The sequence below is a fragment of the Bradyrhizobium algeriense genome (assembly GCF_003062295.1).
Classification (GTDB): Bacteria; Pseudomonadota; Alphaproteobacteria; order Rhizobiales; family Xanthobacteraceae; genus Bradyrhizobium; species Bradyrhizobium algeriense.
In genome coordinates this window covers 794,533-811,045 of the sequence record NZ_PYCN01000001.1, presented here as the reverse complement: position 1 = coordinate 811,045, position 16,513 = coordinate 794,533, and the positions used below count along the sequence as shown (strand labels likewise).

Sequence of the window (16,513 nt, the reverse complement as noted above, 5' to 3'; positions counted from 1 at the left end):
CCCGGGGATAGATGGATTGCTTCGTCGCTTCGCTCCTCGCAATGACGAGGAGTAGTCTGCCGACCATAGCGCGGCGGCCGCAATGGCGCTATCACGTCACCTCCATAAGGTGAATGCCTGCATGCCTGAATTGCCTGAAGTTGAGACCGTCCGCCGCGGCCTGCAGCCCGCCATGGAGGGGTCGAAAATCGTGAAAGCCGAGGCCCGCCGCAAGGATTTGCGGTTTCCCTTTCAAAAAGATTTTATCGCTCGGCTGGAGGGTCAGACCGTGACCGGCCTCGGCCGCCGCGCCAAATACCTGATGGCGGATCTCGGCTCCGGCGACGTGCTTTTGATGCATCTCGGCATGTCCGGATCGTTCCGGGTGCTGGAAGGCGGCCATAACGACGCGCCGGGCCAATTCCACCATCCGCGCAGCGAGGACCGCGCGCACGACCATGTCGTGTTTCACATGTCATCGGGGGCTTCCGTCGTGTTCAACGATCCGCGCCGCTTCGGCTACATGAAGATCATCGCCCGCAACGCCCTGGAGGACGAGCCGCTGTTGAAGGGCCTCGGTCCGGAGCCGCTCGGCAACGAGTTCGACGCCGTGATGCTGGCGCGCTCATGCTTCAACAAGAAGACCAGCCTGAAGGCCGCGCTGCTTGACCAGCGCGTGGTCGCGGGGCTCGGCAATATCTATGTCTGCGAGGCGCTGTACCGGTCGCAGCTGTCGCCGCGCCGGCTGGCGGCGACGCTTGCGACGAAGAAGGCTGAGCCGACCGATCACGCCGCGCGGCTGGTGGGCGCGATTCATTCCGTGCTGAATCAGGCGATCAAGGCCGGTGGTTCCTCGATCAGCGATCATCGCCTGACCTCGGGCGAGCTCGGCTATTTCCAGCACTCGTTCCAGGTCTATGACCGCGAGGGCGAGAAATGCCAAACTAAAGGCTGCGGCGGGATCGTACGACGCTTCGTTCAGAATGGCCGCTCAACGTTTTGGTGCCCGAAATGCCAAAAATGACCATCACGCCGACGCTCCATACGGGGCGACTGATTTTGCGACCGCTCGCGCTGTCGGATGCGCCGGCGATCCAGCGCCATTTCAACAACTGGAACATCATCCAGCATCTCGCATCGGTTGTCCCCTGGCCATATCCGGAAGACGGCGCGGAGACGTTCATCGCGCAGGAACTGGAAAGAGCCGCTGCGGGGGAAGTGATCTATAACTGGATGCTGGTGCTGCGTGGCGGGGACGGCGAAGCCATCGGCAATATCCGCTTTCGTCCCTGGTCCGGCAATGCGAAGGGCGACCGGGGATTTTGGCTCGCGGAGCGCTACTGGAATCAGGGCTTGATGAGCGAAGCCGTCTCGGCGGTGAACGATTTTGCCTTCCGCGTGCTGGATGTCGATGTCTTCTACGCCTGTAACGCGGTTACCAATGAGGCGTCACGCCGGGTCAAGCAAAAGACCGGCGCCGAATTCCTCGGCTATATCGAACTTGCCCATCACAGCGGTCAGACGCGCGCGGAAAAATGGCGCGTCACGCGGGAAAACTGGTTGCGCCGAAATCCATAGCGAAGCGAAGCAATCCAGCGGGGCTGGTGGTCTGGATTGCTTCCGCGTTCGCCTTGCGCATTTACCTTGCGCGAAGCGTGATGTCAGACGCGAGCGGGGGTTCTCAGGAAGAGTGCGCTGCCGGCGTCGAAAGACGGGAGCGCAGCCCATTTAGGAATAATTGCGGGTATTTCCACGAACTCCTCGATGATCGGTTCGTCAGTAGCCGCAACCGCATTGCCCAGCCGCGATTCGGTCCACTGCCAGAGGGCGCGCATTTCCTCCGCGGATTTGCCGCCCGGTGCATGTTCGCAGACGGCGAGGCCGGCGCTCAGCGCGTCCTGGTGATCGTTGCGCATCACGATAAGGGGTCTGGCAACGATATCGGCGACGTCGAGCGCGGCCTCGTTGCCCAACGCATTTTCCGCACCGGCGAGGCGTGCCGCGGCCCGGATCGGGGTCTGGTTCAGGACGTAGGCGAACGGCTTGTGCCAGGCCCTGATAACGCGGAGCGTCGCGGCGGTCGCCTCTATGTCGGCGATGCTCGGTCGCGTCGGAATCAAGCAGAAGTCGGAATAACGAATCGCCGAATTGGTCGCGGCACTTTCGCCCCCGGCGGTATCCACGATCGTCACCGTCACGCCGTCGTGCGCGAGTGATTGCAGGCGCTGTTCGACCTCCCGCGCGGCGTAGATCGGCTCGATGATCGGCGCAGCATAGGGACGGCGCCGCTTCCAGTTCGAAACGGTGCCCTGCGGGTCCGTCTCGATCAGGCGGACATTATGCCCGGCCCGGATGGCGGCAAGTGCAAGGCCGATGGCAAGCGTGCTTTTCCCAGAGCCGCCCTTCTGGGTGGCCAATACGATCGTCTGCATTTCAGGTCCTCTGGATGGCTTTCAGGTATTTGGGTTGCGCCACACGAGCTGCGCCGCATTCTGCGACGCCGAGTTACGCGCTCGTTCAGACCTGCCCAGCCCGATCCAAAGGTCAGGGGATCGCGGTAGTCCGAATCAGTCACCTTGCAATGATGCCCGATTCTGGAATTGTGGTCATCCGGGCAAATACTGCCGGGCGGTGCATTTGCGCCCGATGAAAACTACAACAAGAAACGGGAAAACAGCATGACGGGTCATTGGCGGGATCGCGCAGCCACCGATTTTCAATGCCGAAAAAGCCGGCATCGGGCAGCCGCGGCATGGTGGTCAGCAATCATCCGCTGGCATCGAATGCGGGCGCGGAAATGCTGGCGGCCGGCGGCAATACAGTCCGAGACGATGCGCGGCGAGGTCGAAGCCTTCCTCAGCAACATCAAGGCGGCTTGATTCTCTCGTGCCCGGACGCAGCGCAGCACCATAAGCGCGTTTACGCGCGTCTGCGATGCGCTATGGCGGTGCATCGCTGAAGAAGCGCTGCACCGCGTCCGGGACACGAGCGCGGGCTACTTCCTCACGCAGATCACGCGGACCACCGACGCCTTCGCATCGCCCGATCCGCTGGCCACATTCACGCCATTGGCCTGGAGGAAATCGCGCACCGTGTCGGCGGTCACCAGCACCGCCTGCGCCGCGGGTACGCCGTTGGTGGGCCCCGCTACCTGAACCGGCTTCAGCAGCGCGATGCCGGCAAACCTGCCGTCGCCATCCTGCGCGGGCGCGCCGGAAAAGCCGAGCGTCGGCGCGGGTGCCAGCGCGATATCGCTGCCGCCGCCGAGCAGAGCCACCGCAGCCTTGACGCTGGTCACCGCAGCCCCGCCGCCCTGGTTCTGCGGATCGGCAATACCTGTGAGGTCGAGCGCGGTCTTGGTGGCGGTGTTGGCGAGGTTGAGCGCTTTCAGCCCGCGCGCGCCATAGATGCGCAGCAGCGCGAGATCGTGCTCCTTGTCCTCGGCGACGCGATCGGCATTGCCGAAGCCTGCGATCGCGACCGTGAGGCAGCCATCGGTGATCTGGCGGTCGGCGATGATCGCGCCGTCGTCACCGACGACGACGCCGGTGCCGTACTCCACCGTCTTGCGTGGTGGAGGCCCGGCTATTTGAGCAGCCGCCGGAAACGCATTGAACGCGCTCGACATCGCGATCACGACCGGCTCCACGGTATTTTCGGTCGCCTGATCGTAGAGGATGGTGAGGATGCGGACCTCGTCGCCCTTGAAGGTGCCGCGGAGATAGAATTTCTTCAGGCCCTGCAGGCCGGACAGCACGAAAAAGTCCGGCTTGACCACGGTGTAGTCAATGCTGCGCCCCGGCTCCTTCTTCTCGCGCTCGGCGAGCTTTGCCGTAACGGGGCCGGCTTCCTTGCGCCGCGCCAGTTGAATCTGGATCGTGCCGGTCGGCGACGTCCATCTGGTGCCGTTGGCGTCGCTGGCTTGCTGCGGCACCAGTTTGGTGGGGATGCCGAGCCGCACGCCGGTACCGGGATCGGTCTGGATCTTCCAGCCGACGCTCTCCTGCTTTTTCTTGGCGGTGTCGGCAAGAATGCCGCGCTCCTGCGGATTGAGCACGCCGGTTTGTTTACCGCCGCGGGATTTCTGGAATTCCTTGATCGCATTGACCATGCGCTCGCTGACGTCGCCCGTGATGGCGCCGTTATATTGCCCGACCCAGGCAAGGTCCGACTGCAGCGCCAGGCGCTCGGCCTGGCCCATCGCGGTGGCCGTGTCCTCCGGCTTCTGCAGCGCGGGGCGGATCGGTATCGTGGTGACCGGTTTCGCCTTGGCGCCGGCCGCAGCGGGTGGCGTCATCTGCGCCCACGCGTCCGAGGCCGCAAAACCTAAGGCCGCGATCATCAATGTTGCCGAAAGCACCGATCTCATGACAAATCCAGGAGAATGCCGGAGGGGAATAGGGAAGCGCGTCATTGACGTCCCGCCAATTAAGCACATCTGCTTAGTCGGCACCAACCGCGTCCCGGTTCAGGAGATTGATTGAGGTAGTGCGACCATGCTGACAGCCGACGAACTCGAACGTTACGCCCGCCATATCGTGCTGCGCGAAGTCGGTGGCCCGGGGCAAGCCGCGCTGAAAGAGGCGTCCGTGCTGGTGATCGGCGCCGGCGGCCTTGGCGCGCCGGTCTTGATGTATCTGGCGGCCGCCGGGGTCGGCACGCTCGGTGCTGTTGATGACGACATCGTCTCGCTGTCCAATCTGCAGCGCCAGGTTATCCACACCACGCCCGACATCGGACGGCGCAAGGTCGACAGCGCCGCCGAAGTGATACACGCGCTCAATCCGCATGTTCATTTCGAGGCGCATGCGGTGCGTCTCGATGCAAAGAACGTGATGTCGCTGATCGGCGGCTACGATCTCGTGCTCGACGGCTCCGACAATTTCGAAACGCGCTATCTCGTGTCCGATGCCTGCTTCTTTGCCGGCAAGCCGCTGATCACGGCGGCGCTGGGGATGTTCGACGGATCGCTGACCACGATCCGCGCCCATGAGCGCAACGAGCAGGGCGAGTTCAATCCGACCTATCGCTGCCTGTTTCCCGAACCGCCGCCGCCCGGCACCGTGCCGGCCTGCGCGGAGGCCGGCGTCATGGGGGCGCTGGCGGGCATGCTGGGATCGATGATGGCGCTGGAGGCGATCCGCGAAATCGTCGGCTTCGGCGAAAGCCTGGTCGGCCGGCTGGTGATGGTGGACGCGCGCGCGATGCGGTTCGAGACGTTGCGCTACACGCGCGATCCGCAAAACCCGCTCAACGGCGATACGCCTGTCATCACCGATCTGAGCGGGCACGCGGCGTAGTATTCAACGCTTCTCGCTATCCATATGCGCGAGCTGCGCCTCGGGATATCGAGCGCCAGCGGCGGCGCCCGGCGGGAAGGCCTTGGCGAGCGCGGCAAGTTGCGCGTCCGTCAATTTCACATCGAGTGCTCCGAGCGCCTCGGAAAGGCGGTCGCGGCGACGTGCGCCGACCAGCGGTACGATGTCGTTGCCCTGCGCTGCGACCCAGGCTATGGCGACCTGCGCCGGTGACGCACCAACCTCGGCTGCAATGGAGCGCAGGGAATCCACCAGCGCGAGATTGGCGTCGAGATTGGAGCCCTGGAAGCGCGGGCTCATCTGACGAAAATCCTGCACAGCAGAGCGTTCCTTCGACCAGTGTCCACTGATCAGTCCGCGCGCCAATACGCCGTAGGCGGTGATGCTGATTCCGAGCTCGCGGCAGGTCTTGAGAATGTCACTCTCGATCCCGCGCGCGACGAGCGAGTATTCGATCTGCAGGTCGACGATCGGATGCACCGCGTGCGCCCTGCGAATGGTGTCGGAGCCGACCTCGGAAAGCCCGATATGCTTGATCCAGCCGGCCTTCACCATGTCGGCCATCGCGCCAACGCTCTCTTCGATCGGCACATCGGGATCGAGCCGTGCGGGCCGATAGATGTCGATGGTGTCGACGCCGAGCCGTTGCAGCGAATAAGCGACAAAATTCCTGATCGCGGCTGGGCGGCTGTCGTAGCCGAGAAAGCCCTTGTTGGGGTCGCGCAGCGCACCGAACTTGACGCTGATCTGGAGATTGTTGCGATTGCGCCCCGTGAGCGCTTCGCGGATCAGCATCTCATTGTGACCCATGCCGTAGAAATCGCCGGTGTCGAGCAAAGTGATCCCGGCATCGAGCGCGGCGTGGAGGGTGGCAATGCTCTCGCTGCGGTCAGCCGGGCCGTAGAAGTCCGACATGCCCATGCAGCCGAGGCCGATGGCCGAGACGGATGGACCTGTCGTGCCGAGTTTGCGCTTTTCCATGATGGTTCTCCTCGTAATCGGCGGCGTGCATTCGCGCCGTGGTGACGAGGCCGATATGAGGGATTTGGGTCGCGCGGATAAGCTGGACAATCATAAATAGCTTGTTCATTATATCGAACAATGAAGAATTTCGACCTCCGCGACCTCGATGCCTTCGTCGCCGTGGCGCGCACCCGGAATTTTCGCCGCGCCGCGGTCGAGCAGGGCGTCTCCGTATCGAGCTTCAGCCAACGGCTGCGCGACATGGAGGAGCGGCTCGGCGTCCGCCTGATGAACCGCACCACGCGCAGCGTCGCGCTTACCGAGGCCGGTGAATTGTTGCTGGCCCGTGTCGGCCCCGCGATGTCGGATGTCGGCGCGGCGCTTGATCTGGTGCGCGGCTTGCGGGCCGTGCCGTCGGGGCGTCTGCGCATCAATGCGCCGCCGCCGGCGATCGATCTGGTGCTGGCGCCGATGGTTGCGCCGTTTCTTGCAGCCCATCCCAAAATCGATCTCGAGATCGTCGGCGAGAGCTCGTTCGTCGATATCGTGGCCGGAGGTTTTGACGCCGGCGTGCGCTATGGCGAACATCTGGCGCAGGACATGATCGCGGTCTCGCTCGGGGCGCCGCAGCGCTATGCGGTGGTGGCCTCGCGCGAATACGTCGCGCAGCATGGAAGCCCGAAACATCCGAAGGATCTGCTGGAACATTCCTGCATCCGCACCCGCTTCGGCAGCGGCGCGATGCTGGACTGGGAATTCGAGAAGGCGGGGCGTGTCGTGAAGGTTTCGCCGCCGGCCAAGCTGATCGCGACCTATCTCGGCCTGGCGCTGCGCGCCGTGCATGACGGCACAGGCTTCTGGCTGACGTTTGAGGGATACGTGCGGTACGGCATCAAGTCGGGCGCGCTGGTCAGCGTGCTCGACGATTGGTGCGCCCCATTCCCGGGCCCATTCCTGTATTACCCTAGCCGCCGCCAACCGCCGCCGGCGCTCGCCGCATTCGTCGCCTTTGTCGCGGAATGGCGAAAGCGGGAACGGCGCAAGAACAAATGATGCCGTAGCCCGCTTCTTGTAGCCCGGATGGAGCGAAGTGCAATCCGGGGCAGTGCGACTTGTCGATCAAGTTATCCCGGATTTCGCTGCGCTCCATCCGGGCTACAAGAGCCTCAGCGACACCCGCTCACAGCATGCTGGGCAGCACGCGGTCCGGCGGCTTGTGGTTGTCGAGAAAGGTCCGGATGTTGATGATCACCTTCTCGCCCATCTCGACGCGGCCTTCGATGGTGGCCGAGCCCATATGCGGCAGCAGCGCCACCTTGCCGGCCTTGGCCAGCCGTACCAGCTTTGGGTTGACCGCGGGCTCGTGCTCGTAGACGTCGAGGCCGGCGCCGCCGATGTCGCCGGCTTCGATCAGCTTGATCAGCGTGTCCTCGTCGATCACCCCGCCGCGCGCGGTGTTGACGATATAGGCGTCCTTGCGGATCAGCTTCAGCCGCCGCGCCGAGAGCAGATGATAGGTCGCCGGCGTATGCGGACAGTTCACCGAGATGATGTCCATCCGCGCCAGCATCTGGTCGAGGCTTTCCCAATAGGTCGCGCCGAGCTCCTCGGCGATAACAGGCGCCACGGGACGGCGGTTGTGATAGTGGATCTGCAGACCGAAGGCGCGCGCCCGGCGGGCCACGGCCTGGCCGATGCGGCCCATGCCGACGATGCCGAGCCGCTTGCCGCCGATTCGGTGGCCGAGCATCCAGGTCGGCGACCATCCCTCCCAGTTCTTGCCCTCGGTCAGAATGGTGGAGCCTTCGATCAATCGCCGCGGCACCGCCAGGATCAGCGCCATGGTCATGTCGGCGGTGTCTTCGGTCAGCACTTTCGGCGTGTTGGTCACCGTGATGCCGCGCGCATGCGCCGCAGTGACGTCGATATTATCGACGCCGTTGCCGAAATTGGCGATCATGCGCAGCTTGCAGTCGGGGTCTTTGAGGATCGCCTCGCTGATCATGTCGGTGACGGTCGGCACCAGCACGTCGGCGGTGCGGGCCGCGTCCGCGATCTGTTCCGGCGTCATCGGCGTGTCGTCGAGATTCAACCTGGCGTCGAACAGCTCGCGCATCCGGGTCTCGATCGAGTCCGGCAGCTTGCGGGTGACGACGACGAGAGGTTTTTTCTTGACCGACATGCTCTGCTCTCATGAGGGACGGCTTTGAGCCCGCCGTTCAGACCTCATTAACCCGGTTGTTCGACACTGCGATGGCCACGCGGTCCCGGTATCCGGCTGTTTCCGTGAGGTAAGTCCCTTGGGTTCCCCAATACTTGCCTTGGATTTTCGGCAGAAAATCCGGGCGTTCTGGTTCTTGGCGTTCCGTCCTCTCTATCAGAAGGCCGGGCCAAGACAAGAACCCCTCGGATGTTAGCAAGCCGGGGTGCGGCCAAAGCGGGGCACAGGGGTCTGGGGTTTTTCGGGCGTTAGCGGGCGGTTTCAACTCGAAGAATTCGAGTTGCGGGTAGCTCGACAGGAGATGGGTTAATGGCGTTGGGGCGTTTCTGTTCGGTGGCGGTGCTGGCGGGGGGCTGGCTTTTGGCATCGGTCAGCACAGGGTTTTCGGCCAAGGATTCGGCCATCACCACGAGCGGCCTGCCGGTGCCGCGGTATGTCAGCCTCAAATCCGACCATGTGAATGTCCGGGCCGGTCCGACCAAGGATAACGATGTCGCCTGGGTCTATACCCGCTCGGGCCTGCCGGTCGAAATCACCGCCGAGTTCGAGAATTGGCGCCGCGTGCGCGATTCGGAAGGCTCCGAGGGCTGGGTCTATCATTCGCTACTGTCGGGCCGCCGCACTGCGGTCGTCACCATGAAGACCAAGGACGAGCTGGCGTCGCTCTATGACCGTCCCGATCCGACCAGCGCAGTTGCGGCCCGCCTGCAGGTCGGCGTCGTCGCCCAGGTCAAGAAATGCGCCAACGGCTGGTGCCGCGTGATCGGCAACGGCTTTGACGGCTGGATCGAGCAACAGCGCCTGTGGGGCGTGTATGCGGATGAGAAGGTGGAGTGAAGCGCACCGTCATTCCGGGGCACGCGAAGCGTGAACCCGGAATCTCGAGATTCTCAGGTGCGCAATTGCGCACCATAGTTCACGCTTCGCGTGCCCCGGAATGACAACCAGTAGTTCGGAGAGAATCAGCGCTTCTTGCGCAGGCGCACGACCATGTCGACGCGCGCGATTTCGTAGCCTTCCGGCACGTCGGGCATCTTCGACAGCACCAGATGCGGATCGGGAATGTCGACCAGCTCGTGGTTGTTCTCGAGATAGAAGTGGTGGTGCGCGGTGACGTTGGTGTCGAAATAGGTCTTGGTGCCGTCGACCGAGACCTGGCGCAACAGACCCGCATCGGTGAGCTGATTGAGCGTGTTGTAGACGGTCGCCAGCGACACCGGAACCTTCGCCAGCGTCGCTTCCTCGTACAGCATTTCCGCGGTCAGATGGCGGGCGCCCTTGCCGAACAGCAACCAGCCCAGCGCCATGCGCTGGCGGGTCGGCCTGAGACCGGCGGCCTGCAGCATTTCGTTGACGTCGTGCCAGGGACAACCGGTCAACGCCGGCTGATGTCCGGCGGCCCGGGCGGCCGGATCGATGCCGTCGTCGTTCAGGGGGGAAGCTTGGTCGTTCATGTCCACTTCGGGCACCACGCGCGCTAACTTGGGCAATAATCTTGCCCAATATAAAAGGAAATCAGGTAGATGCAAGTTTTTCGCAACTAGAACCCGCCCAAGGTTAAAGAGGAACCAGCGTGTAAACGTGGTTTTTTCGCGCGTTCCGGTGCTTTGCCGGGCCCCGGTGCCTATGTTACAGAGCGCGCGGACCACATATGCGATTTCGGCAGAGGCTAATGCCGATAGCACCCTAAGTAGCGCCAATTTTGCGGGAAACAAGCGTTCCCGTAGGGAAACGGGTCCGGTTCGCTCAAAGCGCTCTATCGGGACATCTAAGAGAGGCTGGACACCATGCTGGAACGGCGCAGCGGTTATGAATACGAGGACTTGCTGGCCTGCGGCCGCGGCGAGATGTTCGGCCCGGGCAATGCGCAGCTGCCGCTGCCGCCGATGCTGATGTTCGACCGCATCAGCGAAATCACCGAAAAGGGCGGGGAATTCGGCAAGGGCCTGATTCGGGCCGAACTCGATGTGAAGCCGGACCTGTGGTTTTTCGGCTGCCATTTCAAGAACGATCCGGTCATGCCGGGCTGCCTCGGCCTGGACGCGATGTGGCAGATGGTCGGCTTCTATCTGGGCTGGATCGGCGGCGAGGGACGGGGCCGGGCGCTGGGGCTGGGGGAATTGAAGTTCTCCGGCCAGGTGCTGCCGAATGCTCGCAAGGTTGTGTACAACATCGACATGAAACGCGTGATGCGTTCAAAGCTGGTGCTCGGCGTTGCCGACGGCTGGCTTTCCATGGACGGCGAGATTATCTATCGCGCCAAGGATCTGAAGGTCGGGCTATTCAAGCAGGGCACAGCGCTTGCCTGAGCGGCGCGATCACGCAATCAACATATCTTCACGGACAAACGGAAACGGCAGGGCGAGGCGATCATGAAGCGGGTTGTCATTACGGGGATGGGTATTGTCTCGTCCATCGGAAACAACACCCAGGAAGTGCTTGCGAGCCTTCACGAAGCGAAATCCGGGATCAAGCGCGCGGAAAAATACGCCGAGATGGGCTTCCGTTCGCAGGTGCAGGGCGCGCCGACGCTCAATCCGGCCGACGTCGTCGACCGGCGCGCGATGCGCTTCCTCGGCGAGGGCGCGGCGTGGAATCACATCGCGATGGAGCAGGCAATCCAGGACGCTGGCCTCTCGCCGGAGGAAGTCTCCGACGTCCGCACCGGCATCATCATGGGCTCGGGCGGGCCGTCCGCGCGCACCATCGTGGAAGCGGCCGACATCACGCGAAGCAAGGGCCCCAAACGCGTCGGGCCGTTCGCGGTGCCGAAGGCGATGTCGTCGACGGCATCCGCCACGCTCGCGACCTGGTTCAAGATCAAGGGCGTGAACTATTCGATCTCGTCGGCCTGCGCGACCTCGAACCATTGCATCGGCAACGCCTATGAGACGATCCAGATCGGCAAGCAGGATGTGATCTTCGCCGGCGGCTGCGAGGAACTCGACTGGTCGCTGTCGGTCTTGTTCGACGCCATGGGCGCGATGTCCTCGAAGTACAACGACACGCCCGCCACCGCCTCGCGTCCCTACGACATCAGCCGCGACGGCTTCGTCATCGCCGGCGGCGCCGGCGTGGTGGTGCTGGAAGAGCTCGAACATGCCAAGGCGCGCGGCGCGCGCATCTACGCCGAAGTGGTCGGCTATGGCGCGACATCGGACGGTTACGACATGGTTGCGCCGTCGGGCGAGGGCGCCGAGCGCTGCATGCGCATGGCGCTCGAAACCGTGAAAACTCCGATCGATTACATCAACCCGCATGCCACCTCGACGCCGGCCGGCGATCCCCCGGAAATCGAGGCAATTCGAAAAGTGTTCGGCACCGGCGACAAGTGCCCGCCGATCTCGGCGACCAAGGCGCTGACCGGGCACTCGCTCGGCGCCACCGGCGTGCAGGAAGCGATCTATTCGCTTTTGATGATGAACAACGGTTTTGTGTGCGAGAGCGCCAACATCACCGAGCTCGATCCGGTGTTTGCCGACATGCCGATCGTGCGCAAGCGCATCGACAACGCCAGGCTCGGCACCGTGCTGTCGAACTCCTTCGGCTTCGGCGGCACCAACGCCACGCTGGTGTTCAAGCGGATGGATGCGTGATTTCGCATCTTGCCTCTTCTCGCTCGCGGCGAGAGATCGGCAGGCAGCGGATGGTGACTTTGCAACAATCCAGAATGGGGTGGGCATGATTATCGAACCGCGCGTGCGAGGCTTCATCTGCACGACGGCACATCCTGTCGGCTGCGCCAGAAACGTCCGCGACCAAATCGCTTATGTTCTCCGTCAGGGGTCCATTCCGGAATGCCCAAAGCGTGTTGCCGTGCTGGGATGTTCAACGGGGTACGGCCTCGCGAGCCGCATTGTTGCGACCTTCGCCGGGGGAGCAGAGACCATCGGCGTGTCACTGGAGCGCGAGCCTTCAGCAAGCAGAACGGGCAGCGCCGGCTGGTACAACAACCGCGCATTCGAGATCGAGGCCCGGAAGGTCGGACGATCGCCCCTCACGCTGGAGGGCGACGCCTTCTCCGACAGCATGAAGAAAGACTTCATCGACCGCGTCCGCGAACGGTTCGGACAGCTCGACGTGCTCGTCTACAGCATGGCCGCTCCCGTCCGGACCGACCCGGACACGGGACAGACCTATCGCTCGGCGATCAAGCCGCTGGGTGCTCCCGTCGAGATCAAGACCCTGAACACGGAAACCGGCGAGGTCTTCGAGACGACGATTACGCCGGCAAGTGAGGATGAAGCGACCGCCACGGTGGCGGTGATGGGCGGCGATGACTGGAAGCGCTGGATCGACCAGCTCGCGGATGCCGGCGTCCTGGCGCCAGGCTTCCGGACGCTCAACTACACCTATATCGGCAGCGAACTGACCTGGCCGATCTACTGGAATGGCACTCTGGGTCGCGCCAAGGTCGATCTCGACCGCAAGGCGGAAGCGATCCGGGGCCGGCTCGGCCAGGACGCGGCCCGTGTGGTGGCGCTGAAAGCCGTGGTCACCCAGGCGAGTTCGGCCATTCCGGTGGTGCCGCTCTATGGGACGGTGCTGTTCAAGGTCATGAAGCAACTCGGGCTCCACGAAGGATGCATCGAACAGATCGATCGCCTGTTCCGGACGCGCCTTGGCACGGGTGTCGAAGTTGACGAGGCGCAGCGCATCAGACTCGACGACTGGGAGCTTTCGCCCGAAGTTCAGGCGGAGGTGTTGCGACGATGGCCCCTCCTCTCCACGGAAACGCTCGGCGAATTGGCGGACCTTGCAGAATACAGGAGCCAATTTCTTCGCCTGTTCGGGTTTGGCATCGACGGCGTCGACTACTCAGAGGACGTGGACCCCCGCGTCGTCACGGATTGAGCAAGCTCCATCCGGGCTACGCTTAAATCTATCTCACCTGTCCGCAATCTTCTCCGCGCGCTGGAATGCCGGGCGCGCCGTGCAGCGGTCGATATAGGCGTCGAACGACGGCCGTGGCGGCACCATCTTGAACATCCGCACCGCAAAGTTCAACCCGGAGCCGAGCATGATGTCAGCGGCCGAAAACTTCTCGCCGAGAATCCACGGCCCCTTCTGCAGGGCGGCGTCGAGCACGTCGAAGGTTTGCGTCGCGCTGCCCCACGCCGCCGTGCTTGCCGGTACCTCCAGCTTGGTGAAGAGCTGGATCAGCGCCGGCTCGATGCAGCTTGGCGAAAAGAACAGCCACTGCAGATATCTTGCGCGCAGCGGATCGGTGATGGCTGGCGCCAGCTTGGTTTCGGGATAGCGGTCGGCAATATAGGCGCAGATCGCGGCCGCTTCGCCGAGCGCGGCGTCGCCATCCTTCAGTCCCGGCACCTTGCCCATCGGATTGATAGCTAGATACTCCGGCGCCTTCTGCGCGCCGGTCGAAATGTCGGTCAGCACGCGTTCGTAAGGCAGCCCGGTTTCTTCGAGCAGCCAGATCGCGGAGATCGAGCGCGAGCGCGGCGACCAATAGAGCTTGATCATGGGGCGGAACCTTTCATCGTCGTGAGATGACAGGTGCCTTGTTTTGCGCGTTGGCCGCGAATTGGCAACGCACTACGTCTGGGCTGGACAGGCCGCTATCGGGCGACATGTTGGTCAATCTTATTTCGCACGGCCGATCGGTACGCGATCTCCGGCCGGTCGTGGAAGTCAACTACCGTGCCGCTTCACGGGACTGAGGTCGAAGCATTCCGGGCAGGGTCCTGTCGAGGCTTACCGTCAGCATCTGCCGTACGCCGTCGCGCAGCACCGGGCTCTTGGCGGCATCGGCAGCCTTCTCCGGAAACATCGCGAGATCGATCGGACGGGAGGGGCCTCCGAGATGGTATTTGAAACGGTTTGCGTACGTGTCCTCTTCCATCAATGCCGGCGCCTCATTGATCAATTGAAAGGTTCGTCCGTCATAGACGCGGATGTACATCATGGCGAAGAGGTTCGCATTGCTGCCGAGGTAGTGCTTCGAAATACCAATGCCGAATTCCCGCTGGCTGCCACCATGCCTGTGCACGAGAACGTAACGCTCGCAATTCCTTCCCCGGGCGACATACTTGGCGAATTTCTCGATGGTCTCGTCGCGGCGGAAGCGGAAAGCGGGTCTTGGGTAGTTTGCGAGTTCCTCTTTCGTGAAGGGAATTCGCCGCACCGACATGCCGGGTGCCGCGGCCCGAACGCGCGAGACCACCAACTCGTCAAGTGCCCACCCATCGACCGACACCCGTTCATAGGTGTCTGTGAACGTGAGGGGCCCGAACTTCTCGACGAGGAACAGGTTGCCGGCGATCGGAATGACGCCGATCTGGCACGATCCACTTTCCGCTGGCTTTGTCTTGGGCGCCGCCTTCTTTGCGACTGAGCTGGCGGGCGTCGATGTCGCCGGGGCACTCGTCGCTGATGGAGATTGGGCCCATCCGGCTATCGTGAAGCATAACACGAAGATGGCGGCAGCAGCGAAGCTACGGAGCATGGCCTGAACAATGACGGTTGACGGGATAGAACACGCAAACTAGAGCGTGCGAGCGCCGTCCGCAAGCCGAGCGATGGCTTTCAGGCCGATTTCCTCCAACGATAATACTTCATCATGCGGCCCATCTTCGGCTCGACCTGCTCGTTCTCGAACACAAAGCCTTCGCGTTCGTACCAGCGCCAGGCCTTTTCGTTCTCACGCGCGCAGCGCAGCCAGATTTCATCCGGCAGACGTTCGCGCGTGAAGGCGAGCAGGCGGCGGCCGAGACTGTTGCCCTGATATTCTGGCGCGACGAATAGTTGGTCGAGATAGCGGTCGGGCAGATGCATCGCCAGCATTGCCGCCAATCTTCCATTGTCGTCGGCGACGTAGAGGCTCCAGCCCTTTTCTACTTCCATCGGGACCCGCGCGCGCAATTTTTCCAGCAGGGAGTCGCTGGGTCTTCCAGCCCGGTCGAGACCTAACTGTCCATCCAGACGCGGGCGACCTGGTCATACTCGGATGCGTAGGCAGGGCGGATGATGATTTGTGACAAGGCGGTATCTCCGAGGCTCGTGGCTCGTCAGGCCTTTTATTTCCGCGATGGCGATTTCGCCTTGCGCTGTTCGCGCAACGCATCGGCTGCGAGACAAACCACTTCGGAGATCTGTTGGAGCTGTGCGGCGAGCGGACTCGTCTTGCGCCAGACCATGCCGATGGTTCGCGAGGGCTGCGGATTCCTGAAGCGGGCGACCGAGACCGTCGCTGAGCGTGTTTCCACCGTGACCGCCATTTCCGGGATCAGGGTGACGCCGATGCCGGCGCCGACCATTTGAACGAGCGTCGACAGCGAGCTCGCGTCCAGCACTTCGCGTGGCGGCGACTGCATGTTGCAGAACGACAGCGCCTGATCGCGGAAGCAATGTCCCTCTTCGAGCAGCAAAAGGCGCATCTCGCGCAGCGTCTCGTGGCTCGGCACCGGCGTTCCCTCGTCCTCGCCCGGCCGCACCAGCAGGAAGTTTTCAGAAAAACACACGACTTCGGTCAGCGAAGGCTCGGATACCGGCAGCGCCACGATCGCCGTATCCAGCCGGCCTTCGACCACCTCCTTGATCAGCCTCGGCGTCAGCGTCTCGCGGACATGAATGTCGAGTTCCGGATGCATCCGCGCGAGGTTTTCGATCACCTTCGGCAGCAGATAGGGTGCAATCGTCGGGATCATGCCGATGCGCAGCCGGCCCGCGAGCCGGTCCCGCGACGCGCGTGCAAAATCGCCGAGTTCATCGACCGATCGCAGGATCTCGCGGACGCGCTGGACGATCTCCTCGCCGAATTTCGTCAGCGTCACCTGCCGCGCGCTTCGCTCCAGCAGCACGCCGCCGAGGGTTTCCTCCATTTCCTTGATCTGCATCGACAGCGCCGGCTGCGAGATGGAACACGCCTCCGCCGCACGTCCGAAATGGCCGTGACGTGCCAGCGCATCGAAGTAGCGAAGCTGTCTGAGCGTCATCTGGATCATCAGAACATCTTATCGGCTCGATCATTAAAATCAACTTTACCTGATGGGATGCCGTGCTTAGATTGCCT

The 16,513-nt window shown here is 62.9% G+C and carries 17 protein-coding genes and 1 pseudogene; 8 read left to right on the top strand and 10 right to left on the bottom strand.

Going from position 1 to position 16,513, the window contains the following annotated elements:
• Positions 1-121 precede the first annotated feature (121 nt).
• Positions 122-1,003: a bifunctional DNA-formamidopyrimidine glycosylase/DNA-(apurinic or apyrimidinic site) lyase gene (gene mutM, locus C7G61_RS03800; protein ID WP_108512680.1), complete on the top strand. Its 882-nt coding sequence runs from the start codon at positions 122-124 to the stop codon at positions 1,001-1,003.
• On the top strand, positions 991-1,557 hold the full coding sequence (locus C7G61_RS03795; protein WP_244608114.1) for a GNAT family N-acetyltransferase: 567 nt from the start codon (positions 991-993) through the stop codon (positions 1,555-1,557). The genes mutM and C7G61_RS03795 overlap by 13 nt, the downstream gene beginning before the upstream one ends.
• 83 nt (positions 1,558-1,640) lie before the next feature.
• Here the strand turns inward: C7G61_RS03795 and C7G61_RS03790 are convergent, their stop codons facing one another.
• From C7G61_RS03790 to C7G61_RS03785, 3 genes are all read right to left on the bottom strand, one after another.
• Positions 1,641-2,411: a ParA family protein gene (locus C7G61_RS03790; RefSeq protein WP_108512678.1), complete on the bottom strand. Its 771-nt coding sequence runs from the start codon at positions 2,409-2,411 to the stop codon at positions 1,641-1,643.
• Between the two features lie 139 nt (positions 2,412-2,550).
• A complete protein-coding gene (locus C7G61_RS44440) occupies positions 2,551-2,745 on the bottom strand; it encodes a hypothetical protein (RefSeq protein ID WP_190241639.1) in 195 nt (64 codons plus the stop codon).
• Between the two features lie 229 nt (positions 2,746-2,974).
• Positions 2,975-4,348: a serine protease gene (locus C7G61_RS03785; protein WP_108512677.1), complete on the bottom strand. Its 1,374-nt coding sequence runs from the start codon at positions 4,346-4,348 to the stop codon at positions 2,975-2,977.
• A gap of 127 nt (positions 4,349-4,475) precedes the next feature.
• Between C7G61_RS03785 and C7G61_RS03780 the strand changes: the two genes are divergently transcribed.
• On the top strand, positions 4,476-5,279 hold the full coding sequence (locus C7G61_RS03780; protein ID WP_108512676.1) for a HesA/MoeB/ThiF family protein: 804 nt from the start codon (positions 4,476-4,478) through the stop codon (positions 5,277-5,279).
• Positions 5,280-5,282: 3 nt separating this feature from the next.
• On the opposite strand, the gene C7G61_RS03775 is transcribed toward C7G61_RS03780, so the two are convergent.
• The gene (locus tag C7G61_RS03775) at positions 5,283-6,278 is read right to left on the bottom strand and encodes an aldo/keto reductase (protein ID WP_108512675.1); all 996 of its coding nucleotides are present in this window, start codon (positions 6,276-6,278) and stop codon (positions 5,283-5,285) included.
• Between the two features lie 120 nt (positions 6,279-6,398).
• Here C7G61_RS03775 and C7G61_RS03770 point away from each other — a divergent pair, with 120 nt between their 5' ends.
• Positions 6,399-7,313, top strand: coding sequence for a LysR family transcriptional regulator (locus C7G61_RS03770; protein WP_108512674.1), 915 nt, complete (start codon positions 6,399-6,401; stop codon positions 7,311-7,313).
• A gap of 127 nt (positions 7,314-7,440) precedes the next feature.
• On the opposite strand, the gene C7G61_RS03765 is transcribed toward C7G61_RS03770, so the two are convergent.
• Entirely contained in the window at positions 7,441-8,442 is a 1,002-nt protein-coding gene (locus C7G61_RS03765; protein ID WP_108512673.1) for a 2-hydroxyacid dehydrogenase, read from the bottom strand.
• Positions 8,443-8,790: 348 nt separating this feature from the next.
• On the opposite strand from C7G61_RS03765, the gene C7G61_RS03760 reads away from it, so the two are divergent.
• Positions 8,791-9,318: an SH3 domain-containing protein gene (locus C7G61_RS03760; RefSeq protein ID WP_108512672.1), complete on the top strand. Its 528-nt coding sequence runs from the start codon at positions 8,791-8,793 to the stop codon at positions 9,316-9,318.
• 125 nt (positions 9,319-9,443) lie between these two features.
• On the opposite strand, the gene irrA is transcribed toward C7G61_RS03760, so the two are convergent.
• Positions 9,444-9,935, bottom strand: a complete 492-nt coding sequence (gene irrA / locus C7G61_RS03755; RefSeq protein ID WP_057844747.1) for an iron response transcriptional regulator IrrA — start codon at positions 9,933-9,935, stop codon at positions 9,444-9,446.
• Between the two features lie 333 nt (positions 9,936-10,268).
• Between irrA and fabA the strand changes: the two genes are divergently transcribed.
• The 3 genes from fabA to fabV all read left to right on the top strand — a co-directional run bounded on the left by fabA (position 10,269) and on the right by fabV (position 13,335).
• The gene (gene fabA, locus C7G61_RS03750; RefSeq protein WP_108512671.1) at positions 10,269-10,790 is read left to right on the top strand and encodes a 3-hydroxyacyl-[acyl-carrier-protein] dehydratase FabA; all 522 of its coding nucleotides are present in this window, start codon (positions 10,269-10,271) and stop codon (positions 10,788-10,790) included.
• A gap of 63 nt (positions 10,791-10,853) precedes the next feature.
• Positions 10,854-12,077, top strand: coding sequence for a beta-ketoacyl-ACP synthase I (gene fabB, locus C7G61_RS03745; protein WP_108512670.1), 1,224 nt, complete (start codon positions 10,854-10,856; stop codon positions 12,075-12,077).
• Between the two features lie 85 nt (positions 12,078-12,162).
• On the top strand, positions 12,163-13,335 hold the full coding sequence (fabV, locus tag C7G61_RS03740) for an enoyl-ACP reductase FabV (protein WP_108512669.1): 1,173 nt from the start codon (positions 12,163-12,165) through the stop codon (positions 13,333-13,335).
• Positions 13,336-13,368: 33 nt separating this feature from the next.
• On the opposite strand, the gene C7G61_RS03735 is transcribed toward fabV, so the two are convergent.
• The 4 genes and pseudogenes from C7G61_RS03735 to C7G61_RS03720 form a co-directional block, all read right to left on the bottom strand.
• Entirely contained in the window at positions 13,369-13,965 is a 597-nt protein-coding gene (locus C7G61_RS03735) for a glutathione S-transferase family protein (protein WP_108512668.1), read from the bottom strand.
• A gap of 172 nt (positions 13,966-14,137) precedes the next feature.
• Positions 14,138-14,947, bottom strand: a complete 810-nt coding sequence (locus C7G61_RS03730; protein ID WP_108512667.1) for a hypothetical protein — start codon at positions 14,945-14,947, stop codon at positions 14,138-14,140.
• A gap of 80 nt (positions 14,948-15,027) precedes the next feature.
• Positions 15,028-15,482 (bottom strand): annotated as a pseudogene (locus C7G61_RS03725) (GNAT family N-acetyltransferase).
• A gap of 36 nt (positions 15,483-15,518) precedes the next feature.
• Complete coding sequence (locus C7G61_RS03720; RefSeq protein ID WP_108512666.1) at positions 15,519-16,445, bottom strand: LysR substrate-binding domain-containing protein; 927 nt, start codon at positions 16,443-16,445, stop codon at positions 15,519-15,521.
• Positions 16,446-16,513 lie beyond the last annotated feature (68 nt).